The organism is Bradyrhizobium sp. 33ap4 (assembly GCF_032654765.1).
In the GTDB taxonomy this organism is placed as follows: domain Bacteria; phylum Pseudomonadota; class Alphaproteobacteria; order Rhizobiales; family Xanthobacteraceae; genus Bradyrhizobium; species Bradyrhizobium australafricanum.
The window spans coordinates 25,408-37,949 of sequence record NZ_JAUMTJ010000075.1 but is presented as its reverse complement, the minus strand read 5'-3'; the positions used below and the strand labels follow the sequence as shown (position 1 = coordinate 37,949).

Annotated in this window: 12 protein-coding genes and 1 pseudogene; 4 read left to right on the top strand and 9 right to left on the bottom strand. The window is 59.5% G+C overall.

All coding sequences use genetic code 11. The annotated features are described in order from the left end of the window. Window positions 1-374 precede the first annotated feature (374 nt). A complete protein-coding gene (locus Q2M23_RS38050) occupies window positions 375-740 on the bottom strand; it encodes a helix-turn-helix transcriptional regulator (protein WP_082653779.1) in 366 nt (121 codons plus the stop codon). A gap of 473 nt (window positions 741-1,213) precedes the next feature. On the opposite strand from Q2M23_RS38050, the gene Q2M23_RS38045 reads away from it, so the two are divergent. Further along, window positions 1,214-2,248 carry a helix-turn-helix transcriptional regulator gene (locus tag Q2M23_RS38045; protein WP_316398797.1) on the top strand — a complete coding sequence of 345 codons (1,035 nt, stop codon included), beginning with the start codon at window positions 1,214-1,216 and terminating at the stop codon, window positions 2,246-2,248. Between the two features lie 224 nt (window positions 2,249-2,472). Here the strand turns inward: Q2M23_RS38045 and Q2M23_RS38040 are convergent, their stop codons facing one another. The 3 genes and pseudogenes from Q2M23_RS38040 to Q2M23_RS38030 all read right to left on the bottom strand — a co-directional run bounded on the left by Q2M23_RS38040 (window position 2,473) and on the right by Q2M23_RS38030 (window position 5,641). Next, window positions 2,473-2,904, bottom strand: coding sequence for a hypothetical protein (locus Q2M23_RS38040; protein WP_316398796.1), 432 nt, complete (start codon window positions 2,902-2,904; stop codon window positions 2,473-2,475). Between the two features lie 61 nt (window positions 2,905-2,965). Further along, window positions 2,966-4,090: an HlyD family secretion protein gene (locus tag Q2M23_RS38035; protein ID WP_229189067.1), complete on the bottom strand. Its 1,125-nt coding sequence runs from the start codon at window positions 4,088-4,090 to the stop codon at window positions 2,966-2,968. 111 nt (window positions 4,091-4,201) lie between these two features. Further along, window positions 4,202-5,641: pseudogene (locus Q2M23_RS38030) on the bottom strand (DUF1254 domain-containing protein). A gap of 382 nt (window positions 5,642-6,023) precedes the next feature. Between Q2M23_RS38030 and Q2M23_RS38025 the strand changes: the two are divergent. Next, entirely contained in the window at window positions 6,024-7,454 is a 1,431-nt protein-coding gene (locus Q2M23_RS38025; RefSeq protein WP_316398795.1) for a DUF1254 domain-containing protein, read from the top strand. A gap of 198 nt (window positions 7,455-7,652) precedes the next feature. After that, window positions 7,653-8,090, top strand: coding sequence for a DUF2721 domain-containing protein (locus Q2M23_RS38020; protein ID WP_076826362.1), 438 nt, complete (start codon window positions 7,653-7,655; stop codon window positions 8,088-8,090). Between the two features lie 197 nt (window positions 8,091-8,287). Here Q2M23_RS38020 and Q2M23_RS38015 read toward each other — a convergent pair whose 3' ends face one another. The 5 genes from Q2M23_RS38015 to Q2M23_RS37995 form a co-directional block, all read right to left on the bottom strand. Continuing rightward, window positions 8,288-8,944, bottom strand: coding sequence for a hypothetical protein (locus Q2M23_RS38015; RefSeq protein ID WP_194295334.1), 657 nt, complete (start codon window positions 8,942-8,944; stop codon window positions 8,288-8,290). An 88-nt stretch (window positions 8,945-9,032) separates the two neighbouring features. Further along, window positions 9,033-9,779: an outer membrane protein gene (locus Q2M23_RS38010; RefSeq protein ID WP_076826360.1), complete on the bottom strand. Its 747-nt coding sequence runs from the start codon at window positions 9,777-9,779 to the stop codon at window positions 9,033-9,035. A gap of 129 nt (window positions 9,780-9,908) precedes the next feature. Further along, on the bottom strand, window positions 9,909-10,817 hold the full coding sequence (locus Q2M23_RS38005) for a helix-turn-helix domain-containing protein (RefSeq protein ID WP_316398794.1): 909 nt from the start codon (window positions 10,815-10,817) through the stop codon (window positions 9,909-9,911). Between the two features lie 169 nt (window positions 10,818-10,986). Then, complete coding sequence (locus tag Q2M23_RS38000; protein WP_076826357.1) at window positions 10,987-11,340, bottom strand: HdeA/HdeB family chaperone; 354 nt, start codon at window positions 11,338-11,340, stop codon at window positions 10,987-10,989. Window positions 11,341-11,539: 199 nt separating this feature from the next. Then, on the bottom strand, window positions 11,540-12,259 hold the full coding sequence (locus tag Q2M23_RS37995; RefSeq protein ID WP_057017172.1) for an outer membrane protein: 720 nt from the start codon (window positions 12,257-12,259) through the stop codon (window positions 11,540-11,542). Between the two features lie 48 nt (window positions 12,260-12,307). Between Q2M23_RS37995 and Q2M23_RS37990 the strand changes: the two genes are divergently transcribed. Then, window positions 12,308-12,535 carry a hypothetical protein gene (locus tag Q2M23_RS37990; protein WP_141340145.1) on the top strand — a complete coding sequence of 76 codons (228 nt, stop codon included), beginning with the start codon at window positions 12,308-12,310 and terminating at the stop codon, window positions 12,533-12,535. The last annotated feature ends 7 nt before the right edge of the window (window positions 12,536-12,542 follow it).

The window sequence follows — 12,542 nt, the reverse complement described above, 5'->3', positions numbered from 1 at the left end:
GGGAGGTTTGCCTCCTCAACGGCGACAACATCCCATTCATCGCGCGCCGTTCAAAGACTTCTTCAACAGCCTGCTAGCGCCTTCTGTTTGTCGCGAACGGATGGAGCTGATTCGACGGCTGGCCGCTCGTGCTCGGCGACGTGATTGCATGACGCGATGCCTACCGTGCTCGCCAGCCTGCGTCGCTCTGCTTTTGCTTCGGCCGGGCCATATAGCTTCCCGTAGCGTCCCTGCGCCTCTTGAACGTCAAAAAAAGCAAAATGGCTCCTCGCGGAGCCCCGAAATCTCGCCGAACGTTTCGCTCCAATTCAAATCGTGCGTCTTGCCATTTCACGCCAATCTTGTGGAATAATTCAGCTATCGATCGCGCAAGGTCATATGCGATGGGACGCGTGCCGACGTTTACCAGCAAGTTGCTGCCGCCTGTAGACAACGGGCTGGACTTTCATCAAACGCGCGAAAGTGCGGCTGAAACTACTTGCACTGGAATAGCCCAGGAATTTTGCGACGTCGGACAGGGGCTTACTCGAGTCTACGAGCAGCCGGCAAGCCAAATTCAAGCGAACCTCCGCAAGCATTGCGCGGTAGCTTGTGCCCATACGGCCGAGATGACGCTGCAACGTCCGCGAGCTGATCTTGCATGCGCGAGCTGTGCCATTTATGGTTGCGTCACCATGTCGCAGCGACGCGACAATGGCCGCGCGGATCGCTTCGGACGAAGGCAAACGGACGGCTCTCATCTGTTGGTGTGAGGCACGAAGTCTATGCTCCGTCTAGAGAATACCAGATGCTTCGACGCCATGGGCATTCCGGGCCTCCTTCCGGCCGACTGTCCGGAAAAACTGGGGCGCCTTTCGATCACCCAGTGGCTCTCGTTCAACCATTGTCGAGCGCACGTAATGCTGCGAGGGTACGGAGAGAGAATTCATCGAAACGCAGCACGAAGGGCTCAGCTTTCCTCCATTCCGGTCGTAGTTTTGATCTCAAGTAAGCCTATGCAGCGAATTGTTGGCCGTCTGGCCATAAGCCGCCAAAAAAGCCGGCAAGACCCGCATCGAAGGAGTGGCTCGCAGCCGATCGCTGGGGTGCAGAGAACGGTGCATGCCGGGAGGGGGCAGCGAACTCTTCCATTTTTGCCGGCCGCGCCAACGCCCGGTCCCAGCGAAACTCCCGCCGACAGGCAGCGTCCATTTTACAATCGAGGGGCGGCCCGGTGGCAAATATTCATTTGACGCGCTGCCAGTTCCTCATTCCTTTCGCTGATATCCTTAGCGAAATCGGCGCGTCGACGGGTTCGTTTCTGGCAAAATTTCATCTTCCGACATCATTGGAAGAAAAGGCCAATCACTACGTTCCGATTCTGCGAGCAATCGACTTCGCGGAAATCGCCCGGAGATCACAAGGTATTCCGGATTTTGGATTCCTCGCCTCCCAACGTCTGCACTATTGTCACCTGAGCGAGAAAACCCGGACTCTGATCGGCCATGCCCCAACGCTGTTGGTCGCGCTGCAACAGGCTTGCAAATGGGCATCGATCGAGGACTCGAACTTGAAGAATTGGATCGAGCGCCACGACGGTCACGTGAAGTTTTGCAGCAGTCTCACTGGAACAAAAGGACTCCTGCATCTCGAGCATTCACAATGGCTTCAGAATATTTTCCCCATATACATTGTCCGGCAATTCGCCGGACCGGATTGGGCTCCTGCTACAATCGCGTTTGAAGCCCGGTATACGCCGAGCCCCGCGTGTCAATCATTCTGGCCAAACACGCGTTTCCTGTCGGGACAAGACGCATCGTGGATCGACGTGCCGATCTCGCTCCTCAGCCTTCCCAATCGCGCAAAGGAGCAAGTGCTCTCCTTGCAAGACGATCAGGCTGGCCCGTCAGGTCATGACATCATCGCAACGCTCAAGTTGATGTTGCCGTCCTACCTCGACCAGGGACTTCCGGCTCTCGCTCAGGTTGCGGAGATGGCTGGCGCGAGCGCGAGGAGCTTGCAACGTAAGCTGGCCTACGCCGGCATGACATACTCGGATCTGCTCGACGCCATCCGGTTCGAGAATGCCAGCAAGCTCTTGCGCGACACGGATTCCAAGATCATCGAAATCGCATTCTCCTCCGGCTATACGGATCCAGCGCACTTTACGCGCGCCTTCCGCCGCATTACCGGCGTTACGCCGCGGCAGTTTCGTGCGCAATCGCGGCCGGGACAAGCGCCTGCCTTGGGCGCCATGCTGCCCGAATGATTGAAGGTATCCCTTGATTCGACACGACATCAACGTCGATCGATCGGACCCGGCTTCGCTGGATGGGAGCGCCACGACTTCGGGTGGGATAGATCCCTCCTCCTTTGCGCCGAGGAGCTGAAGCGCCGGTCTCCATCAACAGAACGCCGCCGACGGTCAGGTCGGTGCGGTGCGTGTGCCGCGAACGCGCGGGGCCCTCATGCTCGAACGCACATCAGGCAAACCTAAAAGTCCGGACCAAATACGTCATCGTTGAACTGGGCCGAAGCGTCATCGTTTTCCATGCTGTTGATCAGGTTCTCTTCGGGATTCGTAAAGCCGCCTGCCGAGAGCGTAGTTGCCGGCAATGCATCATAACTGGCGCGATATTTGTCCATAGCGGCCACGCTGCCGACATACGCACAGGTACATCCGGAGGGATCCGCGTAAACGTAGTAGGGACGTCCGCTCCTCTGCCGCAGCTGAAATTGATTGGACGGGAACAACATCAGCCGATTCAACAGCTCCGGCGTGGTCGCAGCGACAGGGCTGAATCCCGATGAGATCAACAATTGACCAGTTGATTGCTGGGCGTAACCGCGAGCACCCGAGCACAACTGGACAAGAAGAGTGACCGAAACGAGGGCTGCAATACTGCCTGCAGATCGAAGACCCATTTTTTCTCCGGAGATATCTGGATGAGCTACCAATTGGAGCCGAGAGTGAAATGGAAGGCGGCTATAAATATGCCGTATACGAACCGATCCAGACCAGGATCGACATCAACAGGCCGATGACGCCGGCGTTGTCCGCGAACACGGTGGCGGTGCCCGGCATTCCGAGCCGGAGTTGGCTACGGTCGATGGTCTTCGGGATCGAAATAGCAGCCGGATAAGCCTTCGCGCCTCCGATCGAGCCGACCCGCGCCAGCGTACCTGAGACCGCGATCTGGCCCTGCCCCACGCCTTGGGGGATAGCCATGACCGTCGCTTCGTGGATGCGGCCAGGGTCGTCGTCGAAGACGAGCTTGACCCGCGCGCCGGGCTTGATGGTCCGGAATCCGTTCGGCGGGAACATGCCGGTGATGACGATATCGTTTGCGACGATGAACGACATCACCGAGCGCGCCGGCATGGCGCGGTCGCCGACCGACAGCGCCATGATCGTAACGACACCGTCGCCGATGGCGCGGATCGTCGTCTGCTCGAGCTCCCACTTCGCATGGTCGAGCTGGGCCTGGATCTGTGCGACGGTTGTGTTGACGCCGCCGATTTCCGACTCCATCGCCAATTGTGCGCTCAGCTGTGCGGCCTTGGCCGCCTGAAGCTGAAACTCGACCGTGTCGTATTGCACCTGGACGTCCTGCAGACGAAACGCGGTCTGCGCCTCCTCGCTGACGAGCTTGCGGTAATCGGAAAGCCGCTGGGTGTGAAAGGCGAGCTGCTTGGTCAGTCCATCGACATTCGCCGTCGCCTGCTCGTAACTGGCCTTCAGTTGCTTGACCTGCTGGCGTGCCTGGGCGAGCGATGCCTCGAGCTGGTTGACCTTGTACTGGAACGGTGCCGGATCAATGCGAAACAGCACCGCGCCGGCCTTCACCGGTTCGTTTGGCTTGACCGGGATTTCGATCACCTCGCCGGAGACATTGGGCGCGACCTCCATGACGCGGGAAATCACGACTAAGCTTCCCGACGGGGTCAGGTAGTTGAACATCGCGAGGAATACCGCGAGGATGAACGCGCCAAGCAGCACGGTGACGGTGCCGGACGCCCAGCCCCATCGGACCAGCTTGAGCCTCGAGAAGACGAGCCAGACCAGGACCAAATAGAGCGTCAGGATGATGAGCACGATGATCTCCTGCATCTGTCGTGCACCGGGATTGAACACTCACAAGGGCGGTGCCATGCCCGTGCCGGCCGGATGCGTGCAATTGCGACTCTGTCGCCGCGCATCCGGCCGATAAAAATTCGATCTCTAGGACGCGCGCTTGAAGCCGGGAGGCTTCCACGTCCCTTCACCAGCTGGCAGAATCGATGGCGGCGTGGTTTTCGGCCAGTACAGTCGCATCACCACATAGATCGGGCCATCCGGCGCCGGCAGCCAGTTTGCCTCCTTGTCGGCTCCCGGAGACTTGTTCTGGACGTAGATCGTCAGCGAGCCGTCGGAACCGCACTTCATGTGCGGCAGCATCGGCGAGTTGATCAGGTAGCGGTTGATCGGGTTCTTCACCAAAAGCTGCGTCTTGCCGTCATACATCGTCACCGACCAGAAGGCGTTGACCGGCGGCAGCTGCTCCGCCGGGAAGGTAAGCGTGTAGCTCGACTTCGAGCAGTCGAGTTCTTTGCCATCGACATCCACTTTGCCCAAAGGATACATGGCCTCCACCGCGTCGTTGCCATAGATGCCGGCCTTCGCGGCTGCCGCGCGCATAAGCCAGTCGCCATGGAAGAATGCGGCATCGCCGAACGGCGCGCCGACGCGCCAGCCGTTGATGTCCTTGCCGAGGGTCGCAACGGCCTCGCTGACCTTGCGCTCGCCCTCCTTCATGCCAAGCAGGATCTCCGCCTTGTCTTCCAGCGACAGGCTGCGGAAATCGAAGCTCTTCCCTGGCCCCACGCCGATCCGCGCCAGCTGCTCGCGGATCCAGCGATCTTCCGGCAGCGCCGGCGCGAATTGAAGCGCGAAATCAAGGTATTCGAAGAACTCGGTGCGGACGAGGTCCTTCTCGAATTTGGGGAAAGAAGGCGCCGGCGCCGGCGAAGGCGCCGGCTGATTCAGGAAGCTGGAAAGCGGCTGCGCCTTGTAGCCGGCCTGAATCTTCTTGACGGCCTCGATATCGGCCGGGTCGAACAGCTGCGTGCGTAAGAGCCCCAGGCAAAAATCGGTGGTCGACCGGAATACCTTCTTGATGCCGGCCGGTGTCACGCCGGTCCATCGCGGGCCGACGATCATATAGCTTCCGGCATCGCTGCCGGTGGCGCGCGTCCCGACATAGCCGAAATTATACGTGTTGAGGTCGTTCAACTGCAGCGAATATTAGCGCTTGGGGTCGATCGCCGGCACCGAAAAGACAAGCGGTTCGGCCCGCAGGTCCAGCCAAGCGAACGAATACGGCGTGTCGCTGTTGGGGGTGATCACGGCGGTATCTTCGTATGTGAAGACGCGCGCCTCGTTGAACAGTGTATTGAACGGCGCCTTGTACTGGCCCGACGACTTGTCGACAGCGTACTCGTTCATGACGCCGTAGGCCATCACCATCGGCAGGCCATAGATGAAGCCGGCCTCTGCGATGTCCTTGGCCTTGAAGAATCCCGGACGTTCCGACCACTGGGCCCAAGCTTGGCTTGATTGGGCGCCAGCAGCGGCGACGCCTGCCAGCGCGGCAGATCTCAGCAAATCGCGCTTCGTCAGCATGTTCGGGCTCGATCGCTTTTGCATCAACCTACTCCGTTTCCGTGGTGGACGGGCCTGACACGCCAAGCGTCTTTTCGTCCGCTCGCCAACCTAACGAAAAAGCGGCCACCCACTATGCAAATTCGGCAATCTCCAGCCCCGCGCGAAGCAATGGTCTGAAATCGCGCTCAGTTATTGCCAGCGCGGGGTCTTCGACTTCGGCATGCGCCCGCTCGGATCCCCGGCTCGCCAAGCGATTGGTCGGATGGGCCCCCGATCAAGGTCAGAAACTGCATAGCCGATGCTGGGAAGTACGGGCTAGCCTGCCTTGCGCGGCACGAGATGGAGCGCCGCAACGCTGCCAAAAAGCCGCCTTGAACGAAACCAATCCCAGGAAACAACGATGGACATCACCCGCCGTTTTGCGCTGAAGACCGGACTTGCCGCCGCTTCCACTGCACTGACCCCGTCGATCCTCCGAGCGCACGAAGGCCCAGTATTTGATATCGTTGAAGGGGCGGAAGATTTTTGGCTCGCCACAGACGCCTATGTGTTCGGTTATCCACTTGTCACAATCGAGATGACCCGCCGGGTCTTCACCAACGTCGTCAAAGCGGAGGGCACGCGTGCCCCCATGGGTCAAATCATCAAGCTGCGTCAGTATCCGGATGCCTCGTTTCGCGATGTGACAGCACCGAACGCCGATACGCTCTACACCACTGCATTTTTCGACGTCGGCAAGGAGCCATGGGTGTTGAGCGTTCCCGACATGAAGGACCGGTATTTCCTGCTGCCGATGCTCGACGGTTGGACCAATGTGTTCGCCGTGCCCGGAAAACGCACAACCGGCACCGGGGCGCAGACCTATGCAATCACGGGTCCCGGCTGGAGCGGCACGCTTCCGTCCGGCGTCAAGGAATTGAAGGCCCCAACCAACATAGTCTGGTTGCTCGGCCGGATCTACTGCACGGGCACTCCGGAAGACTACGCAGCCGTCCACGCCTTGCAGGACCAGTTCAAGCTGGTGCCGCTGAGTTCCTACGGAAAGGACTACACGCCGCCCTCGGGCAAGGTCGATCCGTCCATCGACATGAAGACGGCCGTGCGCGAACAGGTCAACCGCATGGATGCGGCTGAATACTTCAGCCTGCTCGCCCAGCTGATGAAAGTGAACCCTCCCTCTGCTGCTGACGCGCCCGAACTCGCGCGGTTCGCCAAGATCGGTCTTGTCCCGGGCCAGGACTTCGATGCCAGCAAGCTGGACGCGGATTTCGTCAAGCGCATTCCCCGCGCCGCTTTCGATCGCATCATGCTCCAGCTCAAGGTCAACGACGCCATCAAGAAGGTCAACGGATGGATCTACGACACCAAGACCGGCGTCTACGGGACCGACTATCTCAACCGTGCGCTGGTCACCGCGATCGGGCTCGGCGCGAACCGCAACAGAGACGCGGTTTATCCGCTTTCGCTAAAGGATGCGGACGGTAGCGACTATCACGGCTCGAACAAATACGTCATGCGTTTTCCAAAGGGCCAATTGCCGCCGGTGAGCGGCTTCTGGTCCGTTACCATGTACGATGCCAACTACTTTTTCGTCTCCAACCCGATCAATCGGTACTCGATCAGCCCGCGACAGAACCTCAAGGTCAATCCGGACGGCTCAACGGACCTGTACATCCAGAATCAATCCCCGGGGGCCGACAAGGAGTCGAACTGGTTGCCTGCACCGACCGGCAAGTTCATCCTGATGCTGCGCATGTATTGGCCGAACGAGGACGACCCGTCGATCCTCGACGGCACTTGGTCGATCCCGGCGGCCAAAAAAGCGACGTAAGTTTAAGCGACGGGCAAGGGGACGCTTCGCGGCGCCCCCTTGCCCGTCACGCTACGCAGCGATTATCTTGAGCAAACGATCTCACATCGTTGTAAAAAGCTCCCCGTGACCAACGATGCGCTAAGCTTTCGTTGCGAGCGCTCGCCCTGACTCCAATGTAGGCGGCGGCGCAGGTACCGGTCGCGGAGAAAAGTAGCCATGCTGATCGACACACCGACCGCCGCGCACCTGTCGCAGGTCATTTCGCAAGTAGCGGCGCCCGCATTTCTCCTTGGCGCAGTTGCGGCCTTCGTGTCGCTTTTGATAGGGCGCATGAATCGCGTCGTCGACAGGCTACAGGCATTGCACGCTACGGCCGACGACGACCGTTCCGGAACGCACCCTGATATCCCACATCTCAGGCGTCGCGCTGTGCTTCTGAACAAGGCAATCGTTCTCGCGACGGTCAGCGCAATCGTCACCTCGCTGCTGGTGATCCTGGCGTTCGTGTGTACCTTCTTTCGATTCCAGCATGAGTACGGCGTTGCACTGCTCTTTGTTGTCGCTCTCAGCTTCTTCACGCTCTCGCTTGTAGATCTGGTGCGCGAGGCCCGCCTTTCACTGCATGACCTCAGTCATCACAAGCCCAATCCGTAGCAAGCGGCCGGCTCAGCCGGGCTCTTTCGCGTTGTAGCGCCAAGACTCGAAATCGGCTCGTTTCTGGACGGGCCGGCGCTTCCTCGAGTCGAGAGAATCATCGTCCAGTGCCGGCTGGACGCAAATGGTACACAAAGGCGCATCAGCCAGAGGCTGGCCCGGCGCAAGGACGCCAGGCCAAACTCCGCGCGGTCCCGCTAGTAGCACGGGGGATAGGGATAGTATCCGCAAACCGGCGGCCGATAGTAATACGGGTGGTACGCGTAGGCAGCCGCAGCGCCAGCCGCCGCAGCGGCTCCGGCATAATACGCACCTCGATAGGCCGTGCGTCGCGCAACGCCCGCGAATGAAAGCGGCGTAAACGGAAGGCCGATGATGTCGATGAAGACAGAGGCAGGACCGTCGGCGCCCTTGATGTCACCTTCGAGAATATCGACATCGAAGGCAAGGTTATCACCTTCGAGCTTGGGATTCTTCAGTGTGACAACGACATCGCGCACGGTGCTGCCGTCCTTCTGGAATACGGACACTGTGGCGTTGGGCGGATTCTTTGCAAAATTGTCGCTGCCGGTTCCCCAGTCTTCGACGATATGGCTGGTCAGATCGTGACCGGCCGAGCGAACCGGCCGATCCGCAAATATGATCGCATTTGGCGCGACGCCAGTGAGGACCAGCTTGCCGGGCTGCACGTTCGCGCCCCTGGAGTTGAAGACGATCAGTGATGGAACGACCTGGGGTTTGTTGGCCCCGATCGTCTTCAGCGGCGCATGGGACGCCGTGTCTTGCGCCAAGACCATGTTTGTGGCCGCCAAAGCACCGAGAAAAGCAATCGCACGCATCGTATTCGACAGCATGATCAACTCCGGAATAGTGGATTACCTGGACCCAGGCATGATGAAACAAGAATGGAGGCCGGCCGAATTGGACGACCTCCTTTCTTCACTAGTAACCGAACTTATAGTTGAGGCGGAGCGCCAGCAGACTCGCGTCCGTCTTGGTGTTGGCGGTGATCGACGTGATGCGCCCGAGTGACGGCGTCAGGAACGTGTTGCTCTCGTTTACCCGCCACAGATAGTCGTACTCGATGCCGGCCGTCCAATTCGGAGAGAAGCCGTACTCGAAGCCGACACCCACGACGCCACCCCAGCGGGTCCGGTTCGCGAAGGCGAGGCCCGTGCCGCTCACATTGTCGATGATGGCAAAGTCCTGGCTGCCAACCGCGCCGCCGCCCTTGACGTAGAACAAGGCCTCGTTGGCCGCGTAGCCCAGTTGAGCCGTGAAGAGGCCCAGGCCGGCGAGGGTCGACTTGTAAGTACGTGTCGGGTCCTGCGCACTGATGCGCGTGTTGCGGATGTTGGCCCAGTCGCCCTGCGCTTCCAGACCGTACACCAATTGTCCGGCCTGCCAACGATAGCCAAGCTGGCCACCGATGATGCCGCCGCCCTTGCTATTGCAGCCTTCCGCGAAGACGCCGCCAATTCCATTGATTGCGGTGATATCGATGCACTGGTTGCTCCAGCCATATCCACCGTTGATACCGAGATAGAAGCCGGACCAGTTGTACATCATGGGCGCGGCGATCGGCGCCGCCTTGTACGCCGGCCGCTGCGGAAGATCGGCGGCCTTTGCAATACCCGTGAACGCAACGGACATCACCGCCGCTGCGGTAAGTAAACTGATTTTCTTCATCGCCTGCAAGCCTCATTGAACGTGGAAAACACATGAGCCACTTGCCATCGACCTTGTCTCAGTCGGTATGCAGAAACTGTCACCGCCGACCAATTCTTAGCGGTGTTGCACCAAAACCCCACTTCGAGGTCACGGCACGTTGCCAGACCTCAATGCGCGAGACCGGCGATATGTCTCGGATGGCAACTCGCCGAACAGCGACCGGTAGTGGCCGGCAAATCTGCCGAACTCGGTGACGCCGTGTGCCGACAGGATATCGACGACTCCGACCGATGCACCGTTGTCGCGACTGATCTCGTGATAAACCAGGTTTAGCTGCCGAAGCCTCAGATAGAGCTTTGGCGAGAAGCCGAGATAGCGCTCGAAAGCACGCAGCAAGGTGCGGTATTCCACCTTGGTCGCTTTCACGATGTCCTTGATATGGACGATGCTTTCCGACCTGGTCCCAACGAACTCAAGCGCCTCCAGAACGATTCGCTCGTACGAGAGGGTGTACTTGTTGGGCAGGAAGCTTTGGCTCAGGCGATTATCCCGGATGCAAGCCAGCTGATCCATCAGGGCGTCCTCTGCCTCCCGCGCCATCATAGGCCGGTCAGCGAAGGCAGAATCGGAGAAGGAACGCAGAGCCTGCCTCGACACCTCGATCAGCTTCGATTTGATCGGCTCTGGCAACCGGACGAGATGCTTGGCGGTCTTCGGCGAAGCCTGAGTTGTGGCCGCAGGGAGCATGTTCCTCGCGATGCTCTCCTCATTGGGCAGCGACCACGCCACCCATTCGACATGACCGGAACGGACAAAGGTGAAGTGACAGTTCGGAGGGAAAATGACCAGGTCAGAGGCCTGGCATGGCACACCATCGAGCACGACGCGATCGTCGAAGTTGGAGGACTGGACGATCAACGTCGTAAAATTCGGGTCGGTGACGCCATGCGCAATCCCGGGGCCGCCGTCGGTGCCAAACTGAAGGATCGTGCGATTCAATGCGAGAGACTTCACGCCCCAATCGTGAGAGGACGGAGCGGATTTCAGAAATGTCACCCTCGCGCCTCTAACGGCGTCGGTGTATTGCCCGAAATCATTCAATTCAAAATATCCCGCCCGTCTGAGCGGCAATTCAAGAGAAAAATAGAACAGGCGATGCCGCTCTTAGTAACACTGCGCACAGCGGATCGGTCGGCAACGTGCGACCGATCCGCCCTCTGACAATCTACTTCATCTGGATTCCCATCATCTCCCGCTCCGCCTTGAACACGACGGCAATAGCGTCGATGATGAGCTTTTCGGGATGTGCCTTGCAGTAGACGATGACTTCGTGCTCCACGAGCTTGCCCTTGCGCAGGTCGAGGAAATGCTTCTTGGCAAGGCCGTTGTACCAGCCGCTGTACCAGGCCGTCAGCGCATCGGCGTCCTCCTGGTAGGTCCCGGCGAGTTGCGCGCAGGTCAGCTTCTGAACATCGATGAATCCATTCGCGTCGACATAGGCCGACAGCGGGGTCTGGGCCCTGGCAGACACCATTGTGGCAACCAGCAGAGCTACGGAAAGCAGCAGTCTCGAACGCATTGGGGATCCCATTGTGATGAATCGGATGTAGAAAGATCTCAGACGACTTTCAGAGGCCGGGCGCCTTCGCGCGCGACTAGCATCCGAGCTGAAAAGCATCAGCTCGGATGCACGATCAGGATCAAGACAGTCCTATCGGACGTTCGAGGCGGCGCATCGTCCGTCGAACGGGACCGAATATGTGATCGATGTCCCTTGTTCAGAACCGGTAGTTGATGCCGCCACGCACGACATTCAATTCATCCGTGCTGACTCCGGTGCCGACGACTTTCGTGTAGAGATACTCGGCCTTCACGGACCAGTTCGGTGTAAAGCCGTATTCCACGCCGAAACCCGCGGAGATGCCCGGACGCCAGGACGAGGCTGAGCAATCCGGCAAGACGCCAACCGTGCCGCAGGGCACGCCGGCGATGGTTGATGCGCTGGCGGTCGACTTGACGAAGGCTCCGCCGCCGGTGGCGTAGATCAGGACGTTGTTCATGGCGATACCGACCCGGGCCCTCACCGTCGCCAGCGCGCTGATGTTTGACGAGGTGTTCAGCGTGACGCCCTGTCCGATGCCGAGAATGCTCGGCGTTACGACGGAGGACCCGCTGATGTTGGCCCAGTCGATGTCACCTTCCAGGCCGAGCACGACGTATCCCTGCTGAATCTGCCCACCAAACGTGCCGCCGATCATGCCGCCACTGATGTCAAAACCGGCTCGATCGAACCTGTTGGCGAACAGCACCATCGGGTCCTGGTTGCCCCAGCCGTACCCGGCGTTGCCGCCGACATAGAATCCCGTCCAGTTGTAGACGGCGGCAACCGGAGCCTGCGCCTTGTAGGCGGGCGCCGCCGGCAAATCCGCCGCGGCCGCATAACCACCCATCATCAGCGAGGCCGCGATCGCAACCCCAAACTTTCCAATCTTATTCATTGCCGCACCTGATTGATTGAAGAAATCGTGTAGCGGTGATCGCATCGAATGCGCGCGACCCACTATGCAGAATCTGACGCGCGCGTTCTGTTTTCCCGACTGTGGCCAAGTTGCCGCAGCGAAAGCATCGGCGCGCAGTCGGTGTTGAGCGCCAATGGCCTCTCGGTGTCAGGCGAGCAGGCTGACGAATATGCAAATTCTGACAATCCGGTGGTGTCGAGCGATGACCGGGCGCTACTGGCCTGGTTCAACCTTGCCGAAACTCCGTCATGCTGACCCGGAA